Here is a 24,563-nt window from a genome sequence, read left to right as displayed (position 1 = left end):
GGTGGGGGGGAAGGATCTTCATCATGCCAACATAGTATTTCGATCAAACAGATCGTTAAAAAAATCCTCCTACTTTTTATAACCTAAGTTATACTTTGATTAATACGATTGGATTTTTGAAAATATGCTAAATGAATATTATTTAACTGATGATATTGAAGAACCTGTTCTAGCGAGCAGTATTTTATCTTATGCTACTCCTCGTGTTTCGGGTAAACGTTTTAATGAATTAAAAACAGGACAAATAGCCTGGGAAGCAAAACTGGATCTTTCTGATTTATCACCAGAGGGAGCCCGTAACGCTTTGTTGCAGTTTATCCAAAAACAGATAAAGATGCATAAACAATGCATACTTATCACTCACGGTACAGTAAGTTCTAGAAATACTCCGCCAGTATTAAAAAATTTAGTTAATCACTGGCTGCCACAAATCAAAGAGGTTACTGCTTTTCACAGCGCTCTTCCGAAAGATGGTGGCATTGGTGCTGTATATGTTTTGCTAAGATCAGCCTTGGATTTGCCCGTACCTACACGCATCGAGAAGAGTACTTCTTTTTTGGTTGCCGAAACCAAGGCTATGGAACGACAGAGGCGTCTGGCTGAACAACAAGGCGAGCGACGGATAGCCTTAGTGAAAGCCCGCGAGCATTCCGATTATGAACCTTCGCCAGGTCCTGAAGGCGAGTTGCAAAATAATATTTTACAACATCCCGCGTTAGACAGTCAGCGTTATGATGGCGTGGACTCTCCTTTAAACCCTGAGCCACCTTTGAATACTGATGCCCGACGTGAGTTTGATAATGAGCTACGCAATCAGGAACAAGAAAAACAACTGCGTTTAGGTAATATGCCCAAATTTAACAATACACCTAAACCTAGAGGTCCTTATTAATGACTATTGCAAGTGACATAATCAGTCGTCGAATGCCTGATTTTGAAGCTTATCTTCGAGCAGGTGAATCGCTGGACGATATTGATGAATATGGTTTTACACCCTTAATTGAGTGTGCTATCACACGTCAAATAGAAATTGCCGAACAATTAATTGCTCGAAAGGTGGATGTCAATAAAGGAGATGTAACCGGACGAACTCCTTTACATTGGGCTGTAGATAATAATGATGTTGCATTGGCACGTTTGCTCTTAGATCATGGCGCAGATCCCAATGCGTATACCCGCAATGGGCTTTCTATATTGGTTTATCCGGTATTACGTAATCAAGACACGCTCAAACATTTACTTTATCAATATGGGGCAAAGCTTGATTTTGCCCTTGATTTTATTAATGGCAAATTGGTTGGGCATCGTTTTGAATTACAAGGTGATGTAGATATAGTTAATGCTAAAGGTGAGTTTATTGAACTTGATTATGAAGGATTCATTCTTGAATTTACCGTTGCCGTGATAAGAGATGCTTTAAGACGCTTTATCAATAGTTATTCAACCCGCCATTTACGTGAGTATTTTCCCTTAGCTTATGTAATCATGGACGCGTTTACGCTTGCAGAAGAACTGTTACAATATCAACACTTACCGTTCCTTAGTGCACAACATATTCAAAGACTCGACGATTTATTAAAAGTCCCTATGTTAATTCTGCCCGCTGCAAGTCGAGGTCATGCAATGGGCTTTATTCGTTTTGGTCAATGGTGGGCTAAAATTGATCGCGGTGAAAACAGTCTCCAGGAAGGAAGTGTTAATATCTATAAAATTACTCGCCCAGAAGCACTAAATGCTCATTTTTTAGAAAATTTTCTTTATAAAAAACAAGCCAGAAATTTTTTCCATCAGAAGATCAACCATCAACTAGGCTTGGTACCGGTAGCAAAGATTCCCATTAGTTCGCAAATTAGCGGCAATTGTTCTTGGGCCAATATACAAGCCATTGTAGCAGTTGCTTATGCCATTCAAGAATTGGAGAAAAACGGGTTTTTAAACTCAGATCCTGCTATGGCCTTTTACAATGAATGGGTCGCATGGGATAAGGATCGGGCTATAGATGAATGCATCCAGCGTTTTTATTTGGCCAATCCTGTGCGTAAAGCCAGTATTGCGGCAATGTTAGGGGGTGTTTTATTCCAAGCATTAAATTATGAGAACGAACGGCATTTAGAGATGGCGGAAAAAATACTTAAAATTCTAACCCTGCCCGATTATGAATATATTTTGAAAAGTTATCTTGAAGAGTACTGCATCAAGCGACTGACTAAAAAAGGCAATAATTTACTCAAAATCCTCGATGATTGCGGCATTAATCCCAATATTGGGGTCAACCCTATTGCTACAGGCTTATGATTCTTTGAAACGTAATTATAGTGCAGGGTCCTATCGTCTTATTGTGCTTATTTTTTCGGCTATAATCTAAAGGTAAGAACAATAATATCCTGATAAGGAGATCTCTATGTTGAAGTGGGCGCTCATATTTTTGCTAATCTCCATGGTTGCGGGATTATTTGGTTTTCGTGGTGTTGCCTCTAGATCTGCCAAGGTCGCTAAAGTGCTTTTCTTTTTATGTATAATTATTTTTCTGACTATTTTAATTTTATTCATATTTGGGACCGCATCCCTCATTTCAGCACCGTAAATTTTTTTATCTGGGCGATACCCTCTCCCTCAGGGGAGAAGGTGAACTTAATTACAAGAATAGTTAAGATAGCGAGGCAATATCAATCACAAAGCGATAGCGGACATCGCTTTTCACCACTCGTTCATAAGCGTCATTAACTTGTTGAATAGGGATTAATTCGATATCCGATACAATGTTGTGTTGGCCACAAAAATTCAGCATTTCTTGAGTTTCCTCAATGCCTCCAATGACGGAGCCAGCCAGGCTTCTACGTTGAGCAATCAGGGGAAATGGATTGAGCGGTACAGCCTCTTCAGGAATTCCGACCACCACCATAGTGCCATCACGTTTGAGTAGTTTGATGTAATCTTCCCAATTAATTTTTGCAGAAACCGTACAGATAATGAGATCAAAATAATTTTTTAATTTTGGAAAAGTATTCGAGTCTGAAGAAGCAAAAAAATGATCAGCACCCAGACGTTTACTGTCGGCTTCTTTATTCTGAGAGTGACTCAAGACGCTTACTTCGGCGCCCATTGCATGAGCCAGTTTCACGCCCATATGTCCCAGTCCTCCCAATCCTAAAATAGCAACACGTTTTCCAGGACCGATATGCCAGTGTTTCAGAGGGGAATAGAGTGTTATTCCAGCACAAAGAAGGGGGGCTGCTGCATCCATAGGTAAGTTTTCTGGAATTCTTAGAACGTAATTTTCATCCACAACAATTTTGGTCGAGTAGCCTCCTTGAGCTAAGTTGTTACTATTCGGCTCATAATTGTTATAGGTGAAAGTTATTCCCCCCTCGCAATACTGTTCTAACCCTTCATGACAACTTTCACATCGTCGGCAAGAATCAACTAAGCAGCCAACCCCCACATGATCGCCAACTTTAAATTTACTGACAGAGGAACCGACTTGACTCACGATACCAATAATTTCATGCCCAGGAACCATTGGAAATAGGGATCCTCCCCATTCATCTTTAACTTGATGAATATCTGAATGACAAATACCACAATAGTGGATTTCAATCAGTACATCATTTTTTCCAACTTCACGACGATTAAATGAATAGGGGGTCAGTGGTGCTTTGGCCTTTTGAGCTGCATAACCTTTTACAGGTATCATTTAAACTCTCCTTGTTAATGGGTAGTCATATTTTTATCATCCTTTAAAAAGTGTATAACTTATTCCGTTGTAATGCGTATTGTAGAGATAAAATTAAATTGTGATACCTAAAGCAAGCTTAACTTAGTGCCATTCCTACATGGGGGATTTCTTTATTTAATTCATCAAAAATCCCGCCTTTAGAAACAAGAGCTTTTTCAAAGGATTCTAATTTTCTCAGCGAGTCTGTTTTAGTATTAAAAAAGGTGCCTAGATAACCTTGTTCACAATATAATGCAGTCAAAATGCCCGGGGCAATAGTTAAGCCTGCAATAATTCCGCCTATTGCTTTGACACATATAATAAGTGATTTTAATATAGGGTTGAGTTCATTATACCACTTTGCCCAACCGCGATATTTGCCAAACTCTTCTTTGGCACTTTGAATTGAATCGTGACAAGTTTGTTTGAACTTTGTAAAACTTTTTTGTGAAAGAGGATTATTGAAAAAACTAGTCCCAGCATCGAGCAGGCTTGAGCCTAATAATTGCGCAATAGGAGCTACGGTTGAGTAATTGGGGTCGAAGTTATCATTTAACAGAGGTGGTTCCTCGGAAGTATGAGGCTCATAAGTTTTAGTTCCTTTATCTGCCAACTCATGTAATTTAAACTTGAGCATTTGCAGCAACTGATTAAATTTATGTTCTTCTCTTTCAATAGCCAACATAGCTGCAAATTTTTCTTCCACTTTTGGCAATGTCTGTTGAATTGAACGTTGTTCAAAATGTTCTGATAAATGATTATTGACTTTTTCGACCAAGCGATCGACTAGAACTGAGAGATTATTATCAGCAATCTTATAAAGAGCAAGTTTTTTTCTAAGGAGTAGAAGTGCTTCTAAATCAAGCTCTAATAAATTACCTGCTGCCACAAATAAAGAGGAGGATTTGATGGAAAATTCAATATTATCGTCGGGGAGAATCACCGAATAGATGGTATGAAAAATATTATAAAAACAATGTCCGCTATTAAAAGTACTCTCTGGAAACTTATGTTCAATTCGATTTACAATTTGAATAAATTGAGTTTTTTCATCTTCACTAAGTGAAGATTCTTTTAAACTGGGATTAAGACCGAACTCCAAAGCGGAACGTCGTTTATTATCTTGAAAAAAAATATTACTTGTATGGCCTTGACGGAAGATACACTTCAGAGATTTACCTTGCAGGGGGTGCAATGCCCCGGCTGACTCGAGCACCATATATTCGATAATATCAGTACGTTGTAGTTGCTGTTCTTCGTAGTAAAAACCGGATTGATTTAAGTGATCTACAATAAGTTTATAGAAAGACATAATTTTATAATAAATGATAAAAAGGTGCGAAACTCTAACATAAATTTGCACCACTTCCATTATATTTTATTAATTATCAGATGGTTAAATCTTCTTGTTGGGTTAAAAGACAAGAACGTTTGCTCAGAATTATTTTCGGGGAGATGAAAGTTTTTTAATGCGAGGAGTAATCACCTGCGGATTCTTGAATCCAGTTCTGGATGAAACAAAGCGAAATCGGATTTTCTGATAAAAGAGTTCCCCAGGTTTCGGCATTCGCCTCACCCAGGGTACATTTTCAACATTATTCCTTTATTGCTGGTTCTCTTTTTTTATTGCTTTCTCCCTTGGCAACAGTGGATTTGATATTTCCTTGTTGTTGACCTTGTTGACCTTGTTGACCTGTTTTTCTTCGATTTTGGTTGGAAGGAGAAGTATTACCTGTATTGGTACGTTGCTGTTGTTGTTGATTACCGCTAGGCCGACGTCGTCGATTTTGCGATCTTCTATCACCAGAACTTCTAGAAGATTTGGCTTGCGGCTGATTACGGCCTGGGATTTTTTTAGCTTGATTTTGTGGCACTGCAGCCGCAGAGTCTGTATGTCCACCGAATAAGCTGGACCATAAACGTTTGATGAAACTAGTTTGGCCACTTTTTACGGGTTGATGTTCTGTAAATGGTTTGACAGCGGGTTCATCCCGTAAAGAAGCTTCTGCCTCACTGCTGGTAACGTGTAATTCAGGCTGTTGAATTAAAGAATAACTGGGTTTTTTAGATTTACCCACATTATCCTCTTTAAGCCGAGTAATCGTATACTGGGGTAAGTGCATATAAGGATTGGCGATAATTACTACCGAAACGCCATGTCTCTTTTCAATATCTTTAATGAAATTACGCTTCTCATTTATGATGAACGTTGCCATTTCTGCAGGAAGTTGTACTTGTATCTCAGCGGTCTTTTCCTTTAATGCTTCTTCTTCGATAAGACGCGTAATCGAGAGCCCGTGAGACTGAATGTTACGAACAGTCCCTCGTCCTTCACACCGTGGGCAAACTTCTTGAGCGCTTTCGCCTAAGGATAATCTTAGGCGTTGACGAGACATTTCTAATAGTCCAAAACGAGAAATACGTCCAACCTGAATCCGTGCTCTATCAGCTTGCAAAGCTTCTTTTAAGCGATTCTCAACATCACGTTGATTTTTACTGGAACTCATATCGATAAAATCGATAACGACCAGACCACCCAAATCACGTAGACGTAATTGACGGGCAATTTCGTCAGCTGCTTCAATATTGGTATTGAAGGCGGTGGCTTCGATATCTGATCCACCCGTTGCTTTGGCTGAGTTTACATCAATTGAAACCAGAGCTTCGGTTCGGTCAATCACCAAAGCACCTCCAGAAGGCAACATAACTTGGCGTTGATATGCCGTTTCTATTTGGCTTTCAATTTGATAAAAATTAAACAAGGGGATACTGCTGTTGTAAAGCTTCAAATTGGGCAGGAATTCAGGCTTTACTCGCTCAATATATTGCTTGGCTTTAATATAAGAAATCTGATCATCAATGATGATTTCGCTGATTGACTTGCGTAAGTTGTCGCGAATGGACCGAATGATGACATCACCTTCTTGATGGATCAAGCTAGGAGCAAGTTCTGTGTTGTAAGCCTGTTTGATTGATTGCCATTGATTACACAACATATCCAGGTCATCTTGCAACTCTTCTTGGCTTTTGCCAACGCCTGCTGTACGGATTATAAGCCCCATATCATCAGGAAGAGTCAATGCGTTAAGTGTTTCACGTAATTCATCACGTTCTTCTCCCTCGATACGTCTGGAGATACCACCAGAGCGAGGATTGTTAGGCATCAGAACTAAATAGCAGCCTGCCAAAGTGATATAGGTAGTGAGTGCTGCACCTTTGCTACCACGCTCTTCTTTGTCTACTTGAACCAATAATTCCTGACCTTCACGAATTAATGAAGTAATGGGAGGCTTTTCATCGCCAAACTCTTCAGGATTTTTGCTTAAATATTCAGGTGCAATTTCTTTAAGTGGCAAAAAACCTTGACGCTTAGAACCGTATTCTACAAAAACGGCATCGAGACTGGGCTCCCGTCGGGTGACGGTTGCTTTATAAATATTCCCCTTTTTCTTCACTTCACCAGGACATTCAATATCCAGGTCAAATAAATAACGATCTTTGATAAGTGCAACACGAACTTCCTCAGTTTGAATTGCATTGATTAACATTTTTTCCATCTATTACCCCAATATTAGGGCGCCGTCATTTAAGTCGAGATAGTATAAGGCTCAAAATTCCTTAGAGGTTCAATTGGATATACTGACATTGATACGCTTTGGGTTGAGGCCTGAATTTTCTGTGCATCGATGCACACATCTGTATGCTTTGTTGCAATATTTGAAAACCCGGGAGTTTCACCACAAGAAGGTAATAGGTCAGTAGCACCTGGAATTGAACAATAAGCGATGTGATCTTTAAGCGAACCCATGGCCGTATAAACAGACTTTACGCAGGTTACCTGTTCAATAGACCTCTTTACTGCACTGGATAACTGCGTCATCGGTACGCGGCTCGAATCTTCATGTACTGAGGAGTACGCTCCGGTTCGGTGCTTCGTTTTCCCGAGCATGTATTTCCTTGCAGCGAGTTTCGAAAGGGGTCTAAAGATAGGTGCATGCTCTGAAATATACTGGTTACAAATCAAACGGGTTGAAATATGAAGCCAAAGGCGTGCGAAAGCCCGGAAATAATTCGTAATCGGTATAAAGCATGTCTGGCATGCGTAGGTTTCTGTCAAAAATATGCTCAATTTATCTCTGGCATTGGGTTGCTTCCTTATATCTGCTTAAATGGAAGCGCTATTTCTTATGTAACTATAATTTAACAAGTAAATCACTCATTTAGGGCGGGTCAAGACCCAATTTCCTTAATGTTCAGCATATACTTAAAGTAAATAGTCACGCTTTTTTTATTTAAATGCGTTATAATTCGGTTGCATGGAAATTTTCCCACGCTACAGGCGATCATACCAAAAAAATCACGCCCAGCAAACAGGTTTATTGACAATGAGTGAAGTTAGTTATAAAGAAATCAGTAATGAAGAAGAAGGACAACGTCTCGATAATTACCTGATTCGTATTTTGAAAGGTGTTCCTAAAAGCCATATCTATAGAATTATTCGTGGTGGTGAGGTACGAGTTAATAAAAAAAGAGCCCAAGCTAATACACGATTATATGCTGGTGATAGTGTACGTATTCCTCCCATTCGTTTGTCAGAATCGAAAGAGGTGTTTGTAGGTGACGCCTTGGCAAAACGACTTACCGAATGCATTATTTTTGAAGATTCTTGTTTCTTAGTAATCAATAAGCCGGCAGGTATCGCAGTTCATGGAGGAAGTGGTTTAAGTCTCGGTGTGATCGAGGCGTTGAGAAAAACAAGACAAGATTTAGCTTATTTAGAATTAATTCATCGTCTCGATAAGGAGACGTCAGGTTGTCTTTTATTAGCCAAAAAAAGAAGTACTTTAAGGGCAATGCATGCATTGCTTGAAGCGCGTGAAGTACAAAAGACTTATTGGGCATTACTGACCCATCGCTGGGAAGGTAAAAAACAGGTGACTGTTCGTGCCGCACTTGAAAAAAATATTTTAAAATCAGGTGAACGTATTGTTTCGGTTAAACAAGAAGGGAAAGCCTCGGAAACAGGTTTTAAACTTCTTGAAAACTATCAACATGCTTGTTGGGTTGAGGCCACTCCAAAAACCGGGCGCACACACCAAATTCGTGTGCATAGTGCCCACTTAGGACATGTTATAGTTGGCGATAAAAAATATGGATCACTTGCAGGAGAAATAGAAGGGATAGATAATCTGGATCATCGTCTTTTTTTACATGCGCGATCCATTCAATTTGAATTGAATGGTACAAAGCATTTGTTTCAAGCTGATGCAGATAACCATTTTTCTACCGCACTAAAACAGTTACGTGCGAGGAGCGTAGTGAGCAATGAGCAATCCATATGATTTAGTAGTATTTGACTGGGAAGGTACTATTGCGGATACTTTAGGAATCGTTTTACATATAGTTGCTACAGAAGCGAATTTATTAGGATTTGGTAATTTTGATCCGTACCAGGCCAGAAAATATGTTGAGTTGGGTTTAGTGCAAGCTTTGCGGAAAACATATCCCCATTTGACTACTACACAACATCAACAATTATTACAAGCCGTACAATTAGCCATGCATTCTCGATCAACGGATGTCTGTTTGATGCCTGGAGTACGTGAACTGATCTATCAGTTGCATGAGGCTAACATAACCCTTGCGATTGCAACGAATAAAGGACAGCAATCTTTATTACGTGCCTTGCAGACTACGGGTCTTGATAAAATATTTAAAATAACCCGCTCTGCGGGACAGGTTCCAGCGAAACCTTGTCCGCAAATGTTGGAAGAGATTATTGAAGAACACGGTGGAACTGCAGCTACCACATTAATGATAGGCGATTCGCTTACAGATATGGAAATGGCAAAGGGTCTCCAAGTTACTGCCGTAGGAATAGACATTTATCATCAACAAGAAGAGTCTGCACTTAAAGCTGCCGGTGCAGTTGTTGTATTCGATGATTATGAACAAATAGCAGGTTTTTTAAATTTATCGAAGAGTAGTTAAACCCATACATATTATCTGTAGGCATGGTGAGAAAATAAAAACGAGTCCGAATTCATAAAATCCAATTCGCTCAGGCTCCATTTTATTTGTAGACTACTCAAAGGATGGGGGTTGCTTTATTTCGTCTTATGTAAAGGGAGTATCAAGCGTTGAGTACATTAACCAGTTTGCCAAATTTATTAACTTTACTGCGCATTGTTTTGATTCCAGTATTTGTTATTGTATTTTATTTACCGTTTTCTTTCGCACATATGCTGGCAGCATGCATTTTTGGTGCAGCAAGCTTTACTGATTGGTTGGATGGATATTTGGCACGTAAGCTCAAAATGATGTCTCCTTTTGGTGCTTTTCTTGATCCTGTCGCTGACAAGTTACTCGTTTCTACAAGTTTATTGTTGTTAGTCGGAGCTAAAGAGATTAATTATATTACTATCCCGGCGATTGTAATTGTTGGGCGTGAAATTGTTATTTCTGCGTTACGCGAGTGGATGGCGGAAATCGGCCGACGTGCAAGTGTTACGGTTGGATATGTGGGAAAGATAAAAACTTTTCTGCAAATGGTCGCTTTGATTTTATTATTGGCATTCAATTCTTTAGATACTTGGGGCGGAATTTTTGGTTTTGTCCTGCTGTATGTGGCAGCAATTTTAACGATTTGGTCGATGATTATTTACTTGGCAATTGCATGGCCCGAATTAACGAAAAAAAATTAACTTTATTATTGACAGGGTGTTAAATTTCGGTAGAATCACACCCCGTAGAGACGCGGGAATAGCTCAGTTGGTAGAGCACAACCTTGCCAAGGTTGGGGTCGCGAGTTCGAGTCTCGTTTCCCGCTCCAAATTAAAGCGACACAAAAGTCGCTTTTTTTTTAGAGCTTGAAGAAGTATTAGAAGTATCAATGAGGCTGTGTGGCAGAGTGGTCATGCAGCGGCCTGCAAAGCCGTGGACGCCGGTTCGATTCCGGCCTCAGCCTCCAAAATCAATTTGCCCAGGTGGCGAAACAGGTAGACGCAAGGGACTTAAAATCCCTCGGAGGAAACTCCATGCCGGTTCGATTCCGGCCCTGGGCACCAATCACCAATCATTCTGAAGCGAACAAGACTAAAGCCAGAATCGCAAAGACCATACCCAATCCATGTTTTAATGTTAATCCTTGTTTAAGAAATACAACGCTAAGTAGTAGCGTGATCATAGGATACATAGAGGTGACGAGTACGACTGGCATCGTAGGTCCATTACGTAGTGCCAAAATGAAAAAAATGCAGGCAATACCACTCGCTAAACCATTCAATAAGCCATAGGTGCTTCCTTTGGGACAAAGATCCAATTTAAAATCAAGTAATATCAATGCGATGATGCCTGAAATTAAAACGCCAATGCTTGAATAAAAAGTGATCGATAAAGGATTAATAAAATTTGATGCTCTGGTACCCCAATATCCCCAGGCACCATAAAGAAATAAAGCAATGAGCGAAGGAAAATACCAAGAGCTAGGATTCATACAAATTACCTTACCTGATAACAGGTTTACAGATTAGTTATATAGGATAAGGTACTTTATTAAGATAATACAACCGAATATTCTTTCTCGAGGCTAAGTTAAACATTTAACCTTATTGCCTGACTGAAATTTAATATGTAAAGATAATTGCCATCTTTGCGAAAGATTTCGTTTCTCAATGTGGGTTTTTATTGGATCCTTTGAACACTCTCTTAACTTAAAGAAATCGGACTCATCTACCTAGGTTGCTATTTGGAGTCGATGCCTGGGCAATTGCTGCTTGTTCGGACTGAAATTCCAGTTCTCTTTGCTGGTCTAACCATTCAATTAATCGAGGACGAAAGGTTCTAAAAAATAAATAAAAACGATTGGATGAGCGAATCTTGGCTCCTTCATCCTGTTGATATAAAGACATCAATTTTTTTGGGGTTGTTAGTTTTAAATTTAAAGCAATTTTATCTGCGTGAAAGGCGATATCAGTCAAATCATGATTCGTTAATTTGAAAAAATCTTCAATGATTTCACGACCTTCTATTTTGAAATCGTTGAGAGTAAATTGATGTTTTGCAAAATAGTCACTTTTTTTTCCATTGGCTGTTTTTAGGTCTTGTTTTGCACCAGCTGCAATAAGCTCCCTACTTAAATCATCAAAATGATAAAATCTTGCCCAATGAAGTGCGGTCATTCCTTGCGCATCCGCGTGGTTTACGGTGCAACCTAATTCATGCATTTTACTCAATATATGTCTTGCTGCTTCTTTATCTGCCAGTTTACATGCTAATAACAGAGCTGTATTGTCATAAGAAGTCGCTAAAAGAAATTTTGAATTGGCTAAATGCAATGCCTGTTGCAGCTTCGATGGATTACGTTCAATAATGGCTTGATGTAAGGGGGTATTTGTAGGTACTTCATCATCATAACTGTCTTTATCATGAACAGACAACTGGCAATATAGATTTAGATTTTTTAATGTTTCTTGATATGAATCTAAGCATTGTAATTCTTTAAGATAGATAGCAAAAAAATTTTTAAGCGCGTTTGAATGATGTAATAAAGACAAGGTGGGTTCTAAAATATGAGGATTTAACAAATCATGATCCCGTAAATAGCTCAGAAGGGATTGAAGAGTTTCTATGCTGCTTTTATATCTTAGTTGGGGCAACATGGATTGTATTATTTCTCTTTGTACGAGACCCAGTTTGTTGATGAATTTAAAAAAAGTGCTGAGGGATAAAATAGCCTCCACTGAAAGATTTGTCTCTATTAATAATTCTGCGAGTAATGGGATTAAGTGATGAGGAAGACTTTTACAAAGCCCAAATACATCAAAAATCAAATACCATTCACTGTATTCTTCTATATATAGGGAATCAGAATCCCCTTTATCCATAGCAAAACGGACCGGAGTAACGTGGCTAAGTGCGGTATAACGAACAAGCTTGTTTTCTTGTGCTAGAAAACAAAGGAGATCATAAATTTTATCCTCTTGCTCCGGGGCGAGCCTTATCGCTTTGACCAGAGCTATTCGCGTTTCCAGATTCGTATTTTTATCCGTAAACACCCGTAGAGCCCAGATCGGATTAGAAAAACGTTTGGTTTTAATGAAGGACACAAGATGAAGGAAATCAGTGAGCTGATCAAGAGCTCCTCCGGATGCAGTTAAGCTAAGTTCTTCACTTAACAAAGCATCAATTTCATCAAAATGCACGTCGGGTTTATTAACTAAAGCAGTAATCTTATCGCTAAAAAGGATTTTTTTTACGTTCCTTTCTGATGAGGCCATAATGTTCCCTCATTAAAATATTAAATTTTTTATCACGAGTTACTTATATATAAGATAAGGCTCTGAAAAGACTCAAGTTATACCTGCTATGGAGAAACAATTGTTACTTCTACAAGAGAACAATATTTTGCCATTGTGCACATCTTCATCATTTCAGTCAATTTGTTTATCTTCCTGGTTGAGGGCTAAAACTTAAGAATTCTAAATGATTGATTACATGATCATTGTGTAAAACCACTAATACTGCGGAACTGAAACAATACTATTATTAATCCCTTAATCAGTGACTTATTATTGAAATCAATTCTATTCGGCGCCTCTGACTAAATATCCACAAATTCTGTGGATAACTATGTGAGTTAACTGATGAAGAAATAATAAATAACAGAACTCTGCATAAGGTATATCGCTTGGATGATTTTTTCTCTACAATAAGACTTTAACCAAAATAAAAGCAAACATGTATAAACCATTAGCCCTTTTTATGGGGTTACGCTATACGCGGTCAAGAAAGAAGAATCATTTTGTCTCCTTTATTTCGCTGAGTTCAATGCTAGGTATTGGCATAGGCGTTATGGTTCTCATTACCGTCTTATCGGTAATGAATGGGTTTGACCAACAAATACATAATCGATTTTTTGGAATGGCTCCTGAGATTACGGTTTCTGGACCCAATGAACGTCTTAGTGATTGGCCCGAAGTAGCTAAAAAAATTCAAACGGTTCCGGAAATCAAGGCACTTGCACCCTATGTAGGTGGGCAAGGATTAATGGTTCATGAGGGACAGGTTTATCCTATTGTTCTAACAGGTGTGTTGCCTGAAAAAGAAGAAACGATGAGCCATTTACAAAAAAAACTATTGGCCGGAAATCTAAGTAATTTAAAGGATTTTGGTATTATTCTGGGTAAAGGGCTTGCAGATAATATGGGAACGATGATTGGAGATAAGGTAACAGTCATGATTCCCCAAGCAACTGTAACTCCCGCTGGAATGATTCCTCGTTTTAAACGATTCACTGTAGTAGGGGTTTTTTCTGCAGGAAGTGGATTTAATTTTGATACAAAACTGGCATTCATCAATATGGGAGATGCCCAAAAGTTATTGCAAATGGGCGATGAAGTAACTGGAATCAAAATGAAAATAGCGAATGTCTATCAAGCACCTGAATTAACTTCTCGATTATCCCATTTGTTAGGTGAAGAATATCAAGTAGGTAATTGGACACAGCAATATGGAGCATTTTTCCAGGCAGTTAAAATGGAAAAAACGATGATGTTTATGATTTTATTGCTGATTATCGCAGTAGCTGCGTTTAATTTGGTCTCTTCTTTGGTAATGGTTGTTAATGACAAACAAGCAGAGATCGCGATTTTAAGAACCATTGGTGCAACTCCTTCCACAATACTATGGACATTTATTGTTCAAGGAATGATGGTGGGAATTGTAGGCACAATTTTTGGTTTGGTCGGTGGATTAATATTGGCAAAGAATGCAACTACAATAGTGAATCATCTGCAATCCTGGTTTCATTTTAAAGCCTTATCATCCAGTATTTATTTTGTTGATTATTTGCCTTCTAAAATTCTATTGAGCGATCTATGGAAAGTTTGCGTTATGGCATTATTAATGAGCTTTTTTGCAACAATTTATCCTGCATGGCGCGCCTCAAAAACAGTGATTGCGGAGGCTTTGCATTATGAGTGATATTATTTTAAATGCTAATAAATTATGTAAGTCCTATAACGACGGCGCTTCGAAAGTGAATGTATTACGCGGGATAGACTTATCTATAGGTAAGGGCGAACGTTTGGCAATTATTGGTCCTTCAGGCTCCGGTAAAAGCACTTTATTGCATTTATTGGGTGGGCTGGATAAACCCACAAGTGGCGATGTATGGATAAAGGGTACCAATTGGCAAAAGATAAATGAAAAACAGCGTTGTAAATTACGTAATCAAGGTTTGGGATTTATATATCAATTTCATCATTTGTTACCGGAGTTTACCGCACTTGAAAATGTTTCCATGCCGCTATTGTTAGGAAATGTTTCAGTAAAGGATGCAGAGGCAGAAGCGAGTAAAATGCTCGATGACGTTGGCCTTAAAGAAAGAAAAACACATAAGCCTGCACAGCTTTCTGGAGGAGAACGGCAAAGGGTTGCAATAGCTCGAGCCTTGGTGCACCAACCTTATTGTGTCCTGGCTGATGAGCCTACAGGAAACCTGGATCAAACTACTGCAACGAAAGTATTTGAGTTAATGCTGGAGTTGAATCGAAAAAGAAACACTGCTTTGGTGATTGTGACTCATGATCAGCAATTAGCAAGACAAATGGATAGAGTTCTAGTGCTAGGAGAGGGGATGTTATTAGAAGGTTAAAGAAAGTACTGACCTAGTCTTAGTACTGTTTCAGATAAGGATTATCAACAAACAGAGGAGTTAACAAGGATGTTTAAGAAAAAAGCAGTCAATGTCAGTGAAACTGCCGAGAGTACTACTAAGGAAGCTACCTCAGTTAATTTTAAGAATTTTCTTGAAGGTGCTAAAAAGGACGCCAAGAAATATGATCTGATTGATACCGGCGTCACAACACCCTCTTATCCATTTTTATCACCCCAAAACAAATATAAAAGATTGAAACCTCAGATCCCGCCGTTTATTGTTCAGGGACTACAAATTATGGATGAAGAACCATTCGAGCCAAAGCCCACTTCACCATAAACAACTATCGGATAATTGTTAAACCCCTATGTGAGTAAGATTTTAGCTCGATTAGGAAACCCAGGGTTACGGTAGGTCGTAACCCTGGGTTTTTAAGGATTCCTGGGGCAGGCGTTTCACCCATGATAACGTAAGTTTTCTCTTAATAATCCGCGTGTCCTGGTGTACGAGGGAAAGGAATTACATCTCGTACGTTGGCTAAACCGGTGACATAGCTTACCAAACGCTCAAAACCTAAACCAAATCCTGCATGCGGCACAGTACCGTATCGGCGAAGATCTCGATACCATTGATAATTCTCTTTACTTAGATTGCATTCTTCGATTCGTCTATCTAGAACATCGAGACGTTCTTCGCGTTGACTTCCCCCGATAATTTCACCGATTCCAGGTGCTAAAACGTCCATAGCAGCGACGGTTTTTCCATCATCATTGAGGCGCATATAAAAACCTTTAATTTCTTGGGGATAATTAGTCAGAATTACTGGTTTTTTACAATGAACTTCTGCTAAATAACGCTCATGCTCTGATTGTAAATCCAAGCCCCAACTTACAGGGAATTCAAATTTTTGGCCGCATTGTTCCAAAATTTTAATCGCATTAGTATAGGTCATGACTTCAAAATCTGAATCTGCAATATGCTCTAAACGTTCGATACATCCTGGAGCAACAAATTGGTTGAAAAATTCCATATCATCCATACGTTCTTCCAAGACCGCTTTGCATAAATAGCGCAACATTCGTTGGCTTAAATCACAAATATCTTTCAAGGTAGCAAAAGCGATTTCAGGTTCAATCATCCAGAATTCAGCGAGATGGCGACTGGTATTTGAGTTTTCAGCACGAAATGTTGGGCCAAAAGTGTATACTTTTGACATAGCCATACAATATGCCTCTAAGTTGAGTTGCCCAGAAACGGTAAGAAAAGTCTCTTTACCAAAGAAATCTTTGTTAAAGTCAATTTGGCCGAATTCATTTTTAGGTACATTCAAAAGATCTAAGGTGGATACACGAAACATTTCACCCGCGCCCTCACAATCACTAGAAGTAATTATAGGGGTGTGGATCCAGAAGAAACCTTGTTCGTGGAAAAAACGATGAATGGCTTGCGATAAACAATGACGGATTCGAGTAACAGCGCTAATTGTATTTGTACGAGGACGAAGATGAGCTACCTCTCGTAGAAATTCCAGCGTATGACGTTTTGCCTGAATAGGATAAGTATCTGGATTTTCAACCCAACCCACGACTTTTATAAAGTCAGCTTGAATTTCAAATGATTGGCCTTTCCCTTGGGAGGCAACCAGCTTTCCTGATGCAATCAAAGAACAGCCAGCGTTGAGTTTCGTGACTTCTTCATGATAATTTGCTAAACCATCGGTAGCTACGATTTGAATGGGAGCAAAACAGGAACCATCATGCAGGCTAATAAAAGACAATCCTGTTTTTGAATCACGCCGGGTCTTTACCCAACCTCTAACGGTAACGTGTTCATCAATTTTGATTTCACCATCCAAACATTGTTTTATGGTAAAAACTTCGGTCATTTTTAACTCCTCACTCTATATATTCGTGCATGGTAATAAGGTATGTTTAAAGTACTTTTTAAATTCTATCCGTCTGCATACGCTGATTGGGATAAAGCGCAGATGTAGCATTACATCAAGCTTAACCTATTGAAGAATTAGTTGGGTTAACGAGTCTGGATATGCCAAAATCGTAATTGGGAACCCATGAGTATAGATACCTTTAACTAAAAATGAGATGATACACTGGGGTTATTCGCATTTCTACTATCTTAGTGCTAAAACCTATTGATTTTCTCATTCCAGTACGTTATTCCTAAGGCAAAAATTAACCTGTTTCAATTATCGTTGAGGCACCATTATGTTGCGAAAAGTATTATGCATCTCGTTGTTTTTGTGTTCCTTTGTTGTTTCAGCAAAAGATACCGTATTAAAATTATATAGACCTTATGGTGAGGTATCAGAGCAGGTAGTTCCTCAGGTGAAAAAAGAGCTTTTAGGTGAATGTTACTCTCAATCTCAATTAATCATTCGTGAAGATGCCTGGCGTTGTATTGCAGGGGGTAAAACATATGATCCGTGCTTCGTTAAAGCAGGTCCGAATAGGACTGAAGCTTTATGCCCTCGCTCTCCCTGGAATGGAGACAGTGTGCAGATTAAAGTTAAAGTGCCTTTGAATAATGAGCAACACAAAACATTAGATATGTCTCGCACTTATCCTTGGGGAATCGAGTTAACCAATGGAGAGCAGTGTCGCGCGATTAAGTCGGATATGATTTACGACCAAATGCCCGTGCGTTATAAATGCAGTAATAAAAATTACTTGGTTGGTTATTTACAACGATGTAAAACGGTATGGAGTATGCTTGAAAAAACACCTCAGGGTGTTGTAACTGTAGAATTAAGTAAAGTTTGGTTCTAATAGAAGATAAATATCTGCCTGTAAGCCTATTTATTTTTCATTTTATAAAAATTTTAGTTGATAATGTCATTAAAAAACCTGAAAATTCCCCTTTTTTAAAGCTAATATTTTTTGTAAAGGATCAAATATGCAACAAAAACAAGAAACAATATTTGAGGATTCCCGTTTCCTTAAAAATGAAAACGAACTGAATCAATTACAAAGTTCTGAGGTTTATCTGCCTCATAGAAAAGTTCAATTATTAAAAGAAAATATAAAAAAACTAAACGATGTAATACATTATTATGATGATGCAAATTTGCAAATTCGCATTTTGGCTAAACTAGGCGAATATAATGCTACTTTATCAGCGGTATTAGCTTCTATTGTTAATCCAACACAGAGGGATATAGCCGATCAACTTGAGTCCATAGCACTTGCTCAAGAGTATAATCCCGAAACAGTCAATAAATTAGATGAACAATTAGCTACTAGTCTGCAAGAAGAAGAATACTTTACTCAAATATTGGGCCAGGAATTTGGCAAACAAATAGAAATTGAAAAAAGGTGTTCCAAACTGCGATTCTTTAAATCGGACACCAATAAATTGACAACACAGGATATGGCTGAAGAGGAGCATCCAGGTGAGCCCTCATTGAAATAACGTGTTGGAATGTTATTCCCTACTTAAAACTGTACTAAGGCAACGCCATATGACGTTGCCAACAACGGTTGCAGATTTAAATCCGGGTAACAGCACTTATTCCGGAACTGCTTTCCTAAATGGCTCTAGAGTTAGACAATGAGCATTGATTTCATTAATAAGAGGATAGTTATCCATTGCAAAATGAAAGCGGTTGGCATTATAGACTTGAGGGATAAGACAAAGATCGGCCAAAGTTACTCCATCGCCAAAACAAAAGGGCTGGCTCCGTTTGATATTCAATAACTTCGCTTCAAAGGCATCAAATCCTGCTTTAAGCCAGTGGTGGTACCATTCTGTAACTTGTGGTTCATTTGCTTGAAACTGCTCTTTTAATCGATTTAATACTCTTAAATTATTTAGTGGGTGCATATCACAGGCTACGATTAAGGCAAGAGATCTTAGGGTCGCTCTATCGAAAGAATTTTGAGGTAATAATGCGGGGTTAGGATACATCTCCTCCAGATAGTCTATGATCGCAAGTGATTGGCTTATAACCTGGCCGTTAATTTCTAAACTAGGTACTAATTCTTGCGGATTTACCTCTCTATATTCAGCACTATGCTGCTCACCACCATGATTCACTAAATGAATGTTAATTTTTTCATAAGTGATATTCTTTAGGTTCAGAGCAATACGCACCCGATAACATGCTGTGGAGCGAAAATAATCATAAAGTTTCATGGCTTATTACCTGTTTAACAACTTGATCAATGGCTCCAAACAAGCTTTTACCGTGTTTATCGAACATTTCAATACGAATTCTATCTCCAAAACGCATAAAAGAAGTTTTTGCTTGGCCCTTTTCTATAATTTCCAACATCCGTCTTTCGGCAATACAAGAAGAACCTTTACTGCGGTCGAGATTAGAAACAGTCCCTGAACCAATAATAGTCCCGGCACTGAGTACTCTGGTTTTTGCTGCATGTTGAATCAGTTCTGGAAAAGAAAATGTCATATCAATTCCAGCATTGGGTTGACCAAACAATTGGCCGTTCAGATGACTCAATAAAGGTAAATGCACACGTTGTCCATCCCAATCCGTACCTAGTTCATCGGGAGTAATCGCTACGGGAGAAAAACTGCTCGAAGGTTTGGAATGGAAAAAACCAAAACCTTTTGCCAATTCATCCGGTATCAAATTACGTAATGAAACATCGTTGACGAGCATTAATAGTTTAATGTGCTGTCCTGCATTTTTATGGCTTATACCCATGGGAACATCATCTGTAATAACTGCAACTTCTGCTTCAAAGTCGATACCAAATGCCTCATCCGCAACTGATATGGGATCTCTAGGTCCCAGAAATGAATCAGAACCTCCCTGATACATCAATGGATCAGTCCAGAAATTCTCTGGTAATACTGCACCCCGAGCCTTGCGTACAAGTTCGACATGGTTCACATAGGCACTGCCATCAGCCCATTGATAAGCACGTGGTAAGGGAGAGGTACATTGTTGTGGATCAAAATCGAAGGTGTTTTCCAAATAGCCTTCATTAAGTTGTTGGTAAACATACTCTAACTGTTCTTTTACTGCATCCCAATGATCGAGAGCATTTTGTAAGTTGGGTGCTATTTGGGGCACAGGTCGTGCAAGAGTCATTGCTTGATTGACGACACATAGCTCACCGTCTCGTGATGATTTTGATTTTAAACTGGCAAGTTTCATAAGCTCCTCATTTATATACTGGATGAAGCAGAGTGTAAACGAATTTTGAAAACCCTGGGTTTCCGTTTAGCATCACTTCATTAAGTTATGAATTTTGTCATCCCGCGTAGGCGGGAATCCATCGCTGAATGCCTTTGGCGTCCAATTAGAATTGGATCCCCGCCTACGCGGGGATGACAAGGTCACGAATGATAGTGGCGCTTGGTTAACCAGATGTATTCTTTACACAGATTCTTTTAAAGTACCACGTCGGATTTGATCACGTTCAATGGCCTCGAATAGTGCCTGGAAATTACCTTCACCAAATCCCTGATTTCCTTTGCGATGAATAATTTCAAAAAATACTGGACCAAAGATATTTTCGGTGAAGATTTGCAGTAATAATCCATGTTTCGGATCGTGTTCACCATCGATCAGAATTTTTTCTTCTTGAAGTTGTTTGACGGGTTCGTGATGCCAAGGGAGACGATCATGCAACATTTCATAATAGGTGTCGGGAACATCAAGGAATTTAACACCTTGTTCTCGTAATGAATGTACCGTCTCGTAAATATTCTCAGTGGTTAATGCGATATGTTGAATGCCTTCGCCTTTGTATTCGTGAAGAAATTCTTCAATTTGTGAAAAATCATCTTTAGATTCATTTAAAGGAATTTTGATTTTTCCACAAGGACTACCTAAAGCTCGACTTAATAAGCCAGTCATTTTTCCTTTAATATTAAAATAACGAATTTCCTGGAAGTTAAAAATGGATTCATAAAATTGAGCCCATTTATCCATATTGCCTCGGAATACATTATGGGTTAGATGATCAATCATCACCAAGCCATTACCCTCTAATTGTTTATTCGCTTGATGTTCCCAGTGGCCAGAGAAGGGTTGATGTTGATCATCAACAAAATAAATCACACTCCCCCCGATGGCTTGAATACCAAGTAAGCCATGATGTGCATGTGCGCAATCTTCAAAAACTATCGCTCCATGTTGTAGAGCATATTCAAAAGCTGCTTTAGCATTTTTTACTTTAAATCCCATGGCGCATGCACCGGCTCCATGAGTGTTGCTGTGTGTTTCAGCTTGGCAATTCGTGGCAGCATTCACTATAAATTGAATCTCACCTTGTTGAAATAATGTGATGTCTTGGTTTATATGGTGGGCAGTAGCTTGGAAACCCATATCAGTGAATTGTTGATGCAGGCGTTTTTTATCTGGACCTGAAAATTCTAGGAAGGCAAAACCATCTAATCCACAAGGGTTGTTGTTTGATTGCATTGTTATTACTCCTTTAAAAGTATTCGGTACTTAAAAAATCCTTTCCTATGAGACGGGAAAAACAAGAATCGTTTGCCTAGGTGACACTGCGAACCCAGGAATTTTTGAAAACCTGGTTGCGGTGTACATCATAAGGGCTAACGTTATGTCTTAAGATGGCTGTACTAAAAATAATCCATCAGCTATAGGTAACAAACTAATAAAAACACGTTGATCATTTTTAAGTAATTCATTAAGTTTTCTGATTTCTCTGGTTTGTCCACCCGTTTCATTTTCATCGATTACCTTACCATCCCAGAATATATTATCAATAGCAATTATTCCCTGAGGCTGAATGAGTTTTAATGCCAGTTCATAATAATTCACGTAATTGGTTTTGTCGGCGTCTATAAAAATAAAATCGAATTTTTGCTCCCAACCTTCGGCAATTAAAGCATGTAATGTATCTAATGCTCGACCCAGTCGTAATTCAATTTTATGATCCTGTTTCGCTTCTTTCCAAAAAGGATGTGCCTTGCTCGTCCATTCTGCACTGATGTCACAGGTAATCAGTTTACCATCCTCAGGAAGCATTAAAGACATGGCCAAAGCACTATAACCAGTAAAGGTTCCTAACTCCAAAACATTTTTGGCGCGGACTAAACGCAAAAGAAATTGCATAAACTGTGCTTGTTCCGGCGCAACTTGCATGTTTGCAAGTTCCATGGTGGATGTCACTTTGCGTAGACCCGTTAAGGAAGGGTGCTCACGCAAAGATTTATCCAGCATGTATTCATAAAGTTCAGGAGTTAGGCTTAAGTGTTTCATATCATTCGTTCTTTTTAAGATAATTTTTCTTTTGCCAAATTATCTGCAATTTCGCTGGTGGGTAGATTTTCTTTAACCGACAGAGTGAAGATTTCAGTTAGATGGGTATAAATCGCATCAATCTGTTGGTTAATTTGTTCTTCGGGAGTATGAAGATATTTAGATGCAGCAAAAATTAACCCTCCCGCATTAATGACATAGTCTACTGCAAATAAAATACCTTTATCATGTAATTTTTTACCATGATAGGTATGAGCGAGCTGGTTATTTGCTGCACCTGCAATAATTGTAGTTTGCAATTGAGAAATAGTGATGTCGTTGATAATCGCACCTAATGCACAAGGAGCAAAAACATCACAAGGAACTTTGTGAATTTGATCCGTACTTACAGCTTTAGCACCCAACTCAGTAACCGCGCGATCGACTGCGGCTGCAGAGACATCAGCCACAGTTAGGGTAGCTCCTAATTCATATAAATGTCGGGCCAATATAAATCCGACATGTCCCAAGCCTTGGATGGCTACATGAATTCCGTTTAGACTTTCCTTCCCTAGTTTGAAGGCAACTGCTGCTTGGATACCCCGTAGAATACCTTGAGCCGTAGAAGGAGATGGGTCGCCATCATACTTAGATAAGCTCGCTACATAAGGAGTATGTTCTGCAATAATATCCATATCCGGCAATTCAGTTCCACTATCCAGAGCAGTAATGTAACGGCCATTTAATTCGTGAACAAATCGACCAAATTGATGCATGTACTGAGCTCGATCAAATGGACCTTTAGGTTTTATAATCACTGATTTACCACCACCTAATGGCAAGTTCACGGACGCTGCTTTAAAACTCATTCCTCGAGCAAGGCGCATTGCATCTTGAATCGCAGCGTAAGTATTCGGATACTCGATAAAACGGCAACCTCCTAAAGCAGGTCCCAATTTTGTATTATGAATGGCGATTATTGCTTTCATTCCAGTTATGGGATCTACTTTAAAATGTAAGTCACCAAAACCATGAGAGAGGGCGTAATCGAGGAAATCATCATCGGCTATCATTTGGTTAGTATTTGATATATTGTCCACAGAAATCATTGCTTTTGCTCCTCTTGCAAATATTTTGCAGAAGTTATATTCCTATTTTTTGATTAAATCAATGGTACAGTTAATAATTTGGTGTCTTTAGGTATGCTGGTATACACTTATTTATTAATTCATCAGACTGGAGAGTGTTATGCGCCAAGTGTTTGTGAAAATGCTGATTTTAATGCTAGTTACACCGTTTGCTTTTGCTGCAGAGATTATACCGCCACCTATTCCACGACCTCAATTGGTTCTGGACAAAATTGATTTTCAACTTTCAGCAAAGCAGTGGGTTACAACTCAAACTGCATTATTAGGCGTCAATATTAATGTAACCCTAACCAATGCTGATTTGGTGAAAGCACGAACTGATATTATGGACCGCTTGAATAAAATTGCAAAAGGCGAGTGGCATTTGACTGAATTCGATCGATCCCAGGACAACTCTGGTCTCGAGAAGTTATATGTTCAAGCACAAGCACGAGTTAATCAAAGCGTGTTAACTGATATTTATAAAAATGCCAAAGACGTGAGTTTACCTGGGGCAAAATATGAGATAGGCAGTGTCGATTTTAAACCAAGCTTTGATGAAACACAGGCTGTTTTAAGTCAGGTTCGCGAACGATTGTATCAACAGGTGAATGATGAGCTTGCGCGGATTAATAAAGCTTACCCAGGGCAAAATTATAGCCTTAGTAGTTTGGATTTTATTGAAGGAAACAATCCATCTCAACCACGGCCTTATCAAGCTAAGACGATGAATACGATGATGGTAGGCGAGTCAGCCGCTTCAGCACCTGCATTAACTGTCAGTAATGAGTTAATATTAACTGCAGTGGTTGAGGTTGCCTCAAATAGGAAGCAATAAACAACGACCAGAGTGGCTTGTCATAC

23 protein-coding genes and 3 tRNA genes are annotated in these 24,563 nt (G+C 38.9%); 15 read left to right on the top strand and 11 right to left on the bottom strand.

Going from position 1 to position 24,563, the window contains the following annotated elements; translation table 11 throughout:
- The first annotated feature begins 124 nt into the window (after positions 1–124).
- The 3 genes from ACWTE2_RS28860 to ACWTE2_RS28850 all read left to right on the top strand — a co-directional run bounded on the left by ACWTE2_RS28860 (position 125) and on the right by ACWTE2_RS28850 (position 2,584).
- Positions 125–892, top strand: a complete 768-nt coding sequence (locus tag ACWTE2_RS28860; RefSeq protein WP_454785445.1) for a Smr/MutS family protein — start codon at positions 125–127, stop codon at positions 890–892.
- Positions 892–2,295: a Dot/Icm T4SS effector AnkH/LegA3 gene (ankH, locus tag ACWTE2_RS28855; protein WP_454785444.1), complete on the top strand. Its 1,404-nt coding sequence runs from the start codon at positions 892–894 to the stop codon at positions 2,293–2,295. The genes ACWTE2_RS28860 and ankH overlap by 1 nt, the downstream gene beginning before the upstream one ends.
- 106 nt (positions 2,296–2,401) lie before the next feature.
- Positions 2,402–2,584, top strand: coding sequence for a DUF1328 domain-containing protein (locus ACWTE2_RS28850; protein WP_182392670.1), 183 nt, complete (start codon positions 2,402–2,404; stop codon positions 2,582–2,584).
- Positions 2,585–2,647: 63 nt separating this feature from the next.
- Here the strand turns inward: ACWTE2_RS28850 and ACWTE2_RS28845 are convergent, their stop codons facing one another.
- The 3 genes from ACWTE2_RS28845 to ACWTE2_RS28835 all read right to left on the bottom strand — a co-directional run bounded on the left by ACWTE2_RS28845 (position 2,648) and on the right by ACWTE2_RS28835 (position 7,272).
- Positions 2,648–3,694 carry an NAD(P)-dependent alcohol dehydrogenase gene (locus tag ACWTE2_RS28845; RefSeq protein ID WP_454785443.1) on the bottom strand — a complete coding sequence of 349 codons (1,047 nt, stop codon included), beginning with the start codon at positions 3,692–3,694 and terminating at the stop codon, positions 2,648–2,650.
- 118 nt (positions 3,695–3,812) lie between these two features.
- A complete protein-coding gene (locus ACWTE2_RS28840; protein ID WP_454785442.1) occupies positions 3,813–5,027 on the bottom strand; it encodes a hypothetical protein in 1,215 nt (404 codons plus the stop codon).
- A 283-nt stretch (positions 5,028–5,310) separates the two neighbouring features.
- Positions 5,311–7,272: an Rne/Rng family ribonuclease gene (locus ACWTE2_RS28835; RefSeq protein WP_454785441.1), complete on the bottom strand. Its 1,962-nt coding sequence runs from the start codon at positions 7,270–7,272 to the stop codon at positions 5,311–5,313.
- 828 nt (positions 7,273–8,100) lie between these two features.
- On the opposite strand from ACWTE2_RS28835, the gene ACWTE2_RS28830 reads away from it, so the two are divergent.
- The 6 genes from ACWTE2_RS28830 to ACWTE2_RS28805 all read left to right on the top strand — a co-directional run bounded on the left by ACWTE2_RS28830 (position 8,101) and on the right by ACWTE2_RS28805 (position 10,782).
- Positions 8,101–9,057: an RluA family pseudouridine synthase gene (locus tag ACWTE2_RS28830; protein ID WP_454785440.1), complete on the top strand. Its 957-nt coding sequence runs from the start codon at positions 8,101–8,103 to the stop codon at positions 9,055–9,057.
- Positions 9,041–9,706 carry an HAD family hydrolase gene (locus ACWTE2_RS28825; protein WP_454785439.1) on the top strand — a complete coding sequence of 222 codons (666 nt, stop codon included), beginning with the start codon at positions 9,041–9,043 and terminating at the stop codon, positions 9,704–9,706. The genes ACWTE2_RS28830 and ACWTE2_RS28825 overlap by 17 nt, the downstream gene beginning before the upstream one ends.
- Positions 9,707–9,855: 149 nt before the next feature.
- Positions 9,856–10,419: a CDP-diacylglycerol--glycerol-3-phosphate 3-phosphatidyltransferase gene (gene pgsA, locus ACWTE2_RS28820; RefSeq protein ID WP_182392677.1), complete on the top strand. Its 564-nt coding sequence runs from the start codon at positions 9,856–9,858 to the stop codon at positions 10,417–10,419.
- 52 nt (positions 10,420–10,471) lie between these two features.
- Positions 10,472–10,547, top strand: a tRNA-Gly gene (locus ACWTE2_RS28815).
- A 64-nt stretch (positions 10,548–10,611) separates the two neighbouring features.
- Positions 10,612–10,685 (top strand) — tRNA-Cys (locus ACWTE2_RS28810).
- 10 nt (positions 10,686–10,695) lie between these two features.
- Positions 10,696–10,782: transfer RNA gene (locus ACWTE2_RS28805), tRNA-Leu, on the top strand.
- An 8-nt stretch (positions 10,783–10,790) separates the two neighbouring features.
- On the opposite strand, the gene ACWTE2_RS28800 is transcribed toward ACWTE2_RS28805, so the two are convergent.
- Positions 10,791–11,210: an EamA family transporter gene (locus ACWTE2_RS28800; protein ID WP_454785438.1), complete on the bottom strand. Its 420-nt coding sequence runs from the start codon at positions 11,208–11,210 to the stop codon at positions 10,791–10,793.
- Positions 11,211–11,442: 232 nt separating this feature from the next.
- Positions 11,443–12,993, bottom strand: coding sequence for a Dot/Icm T4SS effector AnkQ/LegA10 (gene ankQ / locus ACWTE2_RS28795; RefSeq protein ID WP_454785437.1), 1,551 nt, complete (start codon positions 12,991–12,993; stop codon positions 11,443–11,445).
- Positions 12,994–13,453: 460 nt separating this feature from the next.
- On the opposite strand from ankQ, the gene ACWTE2_RS28790 reads away from it, so the two are divergent.
- The 3 genes from ACWTE2_RS28790 (at position 13,454) to ACWTE2_RS28780 (ending at position 15,713) form a co-directional block, all read left to right on the top strand.
- Positions 13,454–14,698 (top strand): lipoprotein-releasing ABC transporter permease subunit, encoded by a 1,245-nt coding sequence (locus tag ACWTE2_RS28790; RefSeq protein ID WP_182392680.1) that lies wholly within the window; start codon positions 13,454–13,456, stop codon positions 14,696–14,698.
- The gene (lolD, locus tag ACWTE2_RS28785) at positions 14,691–15,371 is read left to right on the top strand and encodes a lipoprotein-releasing ABC transporter ATP-binding protein LolD (RefSeq protein ID WP_182392681.1); all 681 of its coding nucleotides are present in this window, start codon (positions 14,691–14,693) and stop codon (positions 15,369–15,371) included. The genes ACWTE2_RS28790 and lolD overlap by 8 nt, the downstream gene beginning before the upstream one ends.
- Before the next feature lie 69 nt (positions 15,372–15,440).
- Positions 15,441–15,713 (top strand): hypothetical protein, encoded by a 273-nt coding sequence (locus ACWTE2_RS28780; RefSeq protein ID WP_454785436.1) that lies wholly within the window; start codon positions 15,441–15,443, stop codon positions 15,711–15,713.
- A 142-nt stretch (positions 15,714–15,855) separates the two neighbouring features.
- Here the strand turns inward: ACWTE2_RS28780 and asnS are convergent, their stop codons facing one another.
- Complete coding sequence (gene asnS, locus ACWTE2_RS28775; protein WP_454785435.1) at positions 15,856–17,259, bottom strand: asparagine--tRNA ligase; 1,404 nt, start codon at positions 17,257–17,259, stop codon at positions 15,856–15,858.
- A gap of 340 nt (positions 17,260–17,599) precedes the next feature.
- Here asnS and ACWTE2_RS28770 point away from each other — a divergent pair, with 340 nt between their 5' ends.
- Together ACWTE2_RS28770 and ACWTE2_RS28765 are read left to right on the top strand one after the other, a co-directional pair.
- Positions 17,600–18,160 (top strand): hypothetical protein, encoded by a 561-nt coding sequence (locus ACWTE2_RS28770; RefSeq protein ID WP_454785434.1) that lies wholly within the window; start codon positions 17,600–17,602, stop codon positions 18,158–18,160.
- Positions 18,161–18,287: 127 nt separating this feature from the next.
- Positions 18,288–18,803, top strand: a complete 516-nt coding sequence (locus tag ACWTE2_RS28765) for a hypothetical protein (RefSeq protein WP_454785433.1) — start codon at positions 18,288–18,290, stop codon at positions 18,801–18,803.
- Between the two features lie 96 nt (positions 18,804–18,899).
- Here the strand turns inward: ACWTE2_RS28765 and maiA are convergent, their stop codons facing one another.
- From maiA to ACWTE2_RS28740, 5 genes are all read right to left on the bottom strand, one after another.
- Positions 18,900–19,526 (bottom strand): maleylacetoacetate isomerase, encoded by a 627-nt coding sequence (gene maiA / locus ACWTE2_RS28760; RefSeq protein ID WP_454785432.1) that lies wholly within the window; start codon positions 19,524–19,526, stop codon positions 18,900–18,902.
- A complete protein-coding gene (locus tag ACWTE2_RS28755; RefSeq protein ID WP_454785431.1) occupies positions 19,513–20,514 on the bottom strand; it encodes a fumarylacetoacetate hydrolase family protein in 1,002 nt (333 codons plus the stop codon). The genes maiA and ACWTE2_RS28755 overlap by 14 nt, the downstream gene beginning before the upstream one ends.
- Positions 20,515–20,736: 222 nt before the next feature.
- Positions 20,737–21,786, bottom strand: a complete 1,050-nt coding sequence (gene hppD / locus ACWTE2_RS28750; RefSeq protein WP_454785430.1) for a 4-hydroxyphenylpyruvate dioxygenase — start codon at positions 21,784–21,786, stop codon at positions 20,737–20,739.
- A 150-nt stretch (positions 21,787–21,936) separates the two neighbouring features.
- The gene (locus ACWTE2_RS28745) at positions 21,937–22,593 is read right to left on the bottom strand and encodes a class I SAM-dependent methyltransferase (protein ID WP_182392689.1); all 657 of its coding nucleotides are present in this window, start codon (positions 22,591–22,593) and stop codon (positions 21,937–21,939) included.
- 14 nt (positions 22,594–22,607) lie between these two features.
- The gene (locus ACWTE2_RS28740) at positions 22,608–23,681 is read right to left on the bottom strand and encodes a Leu/Phe/Val dehydrogenase (RefSeq protein WP_454785429.1); all 1,074 of its coding nucleotides are present in this window, start codon (positions 23,679–23,681) and stop codon (positions 22,608–22,610) included.
- A gap of 139 nt (positions 23,682–23,820) precedes the next feature.
- Here ACWTE2_RS28740 and ACWTE2_RS28735 point away from each other — a divergent pair, with 139 nt between their 5' ends.
- On the top strand, positions 23,821–24,537 hold the full coding sequence (locus ACWTE2_RS28735) for a hypothetical protein (protein WP_182392691.1): 717 nt from the start codon (positions 23,821–23,823) through the stop codon (positions 24,535–24,537).
- The last annotated feature ends 26 nt before the right edge of the window (positions 24,538–24,563 follow it).

It is taken from the genome of Legionella nigrisilvae (assembly GCF_977063395.2).
This window is presented reverse-complemented; position numbering and strand designations above follow the sequence as displayed.

Coding starts and splice junctions, on each gene's coding strand:
- ACWTE2_RS28860 (WP_454785445.1), top strand. CDS start 125: ATGCTAAATGAATATTATTTAACTGATGATATTGAAGAACCTGTTCTA.
- ankH (WP_454785444.1), top strand. CDS start 892: ATGACTATTGCAAGTGACATAATCAGTCGTCGAATGCCTGATTTTGAA.
- ACWTE2_RS28850 (WP_182392670.1), top strand. CDS start 2,402: ATGTTGAAGTGGGCGCTCATATTTTTGCTAATCTCCATGGTTGCGGGA.
- ACWTE2_RS28845 (WP_454785443.1), bottom strand. CDS start 3,694: ATGATACCTGTAAAAGGTTATGCAGCTCAAAAGGCCAAAGCACCACTG.
- ACWTE2_RS28840 (WP_454785442.1), bottom strand. CDS start 5,027: ATGTCTTTCTATAAACTTATTGTAGATCACTTAAATCAATCCGGTTTT.
- ACWTE2_RS28835 (WP_454785441.1), bottom strand. CDS start 7,272: ATGGAAAAAATGTTAATCAATGCAATTCAAACTGAGGAAGTTCGTGTT.
- ACWTE2_RS28830 (WP_454785440.1), top strand. CDS start 8,101: ATGAGTGAAGTTAGTTATAAAGAAATCAGTAATGAAGAAGAAGGACAA.
- ACWTE2_RS28825 (WP_454785439.1), top strand. CDS start 9,041: ATGAGCAATCCATATGATTTAGTAGTATTTGACTGGGAAGGTACTATT.
- ACWTE2_RS28800 (WP_454785438.1), bottom strand. CDS start 11,210: ATGAATCCTAGCTCTTGGTATTTTCCTTCGCTCATTGCTTTATTTCTT.
- ankQ (WP_454785437.1), bottom strand. CDS start 12,993: ATGGCCTCATCAGAAAGGAACGTAAAAAAAATCCTTTTTAGCGATAAG.
- ACWTE2_RS28790 (WP_182392680.1), top strand. CDS start 13,454: ATGTATAAACCATTAGCCCTTTTTATGGGGTTACGCTATACGCGGTCA.
- lolD (WP_182392681.1), top strand. CDS start 14,691: ATGAGTGATATTATTTTAAATGCTAATAAATTATGTAAGTCCTATAAC.
- ACWTE2_RS28780 (WP_454785436.1), top strand. CDS start 15,441: ATGTTTAAGAAAAAAGCAGTCAATGTCAGTGAAACTGCCGAGAGTACT.
- asnS (WP_454785435.1), bottom strand. CDS start 17,259: ATGACCGAAGTTTTTACCATAAAACAATGTTTGGATGGTGAAATCAAA.
- ACWTE2_RS28770 (WP_454785434.1), top strand. CDS start 17,600: ATGTTGCGAAAAGTATTATGCATCTCGTTGTTTTTGTGTTCCTTTGTT.
- ACWTE2_RS28765 (WP_454785433.1), top strand. CDS start 18,288: ATGCAACAAAAACAAGAAACAATATTTGAGGATTCCCGTTTCCTTAAA.
- maiA (WP_454785432.1), bottom strand. CDS start 19,526: ATGAAACTTTATGATTATTTTCGCTCCACAGCATGTTATCGGGTGCGT.
- ACWTE2_RS28755 (WP_454785431.1), bottom strand. CDS start 20,514: ATGAAACTTGCCAGTTTAAAATCAAAATCATCACGAGACGGTGAGCTA.
- hppD (WP_454785430.1), bottom strand. CDS start 21,786: ATGCAATCAAACAACAACCCTTGTGGATTAGATGGTTTTGCCTTCCTA.
- ACWTE2_RS28745 (WP_182392689.1), bottom strand. CDS start 22,593: ATGAAACACTTAAGCCTAACTCCTGAACTTTATGAATACATGCTGGAT.
- ACWTE2_RS28740 (WP_454785429.1), bottom strand. CDS start 23,681: ATGATTTCTGTGGACAATATATCAAATACTAACCAAATGATAGCCGAT.
- ACWTE2_RS28735 (WP_182392691.1), top strand. CDS start 23,821: ATGCGCCAAGTGTTTGTGAAAATGCTGATTTTAATGCTAGTTACACCG.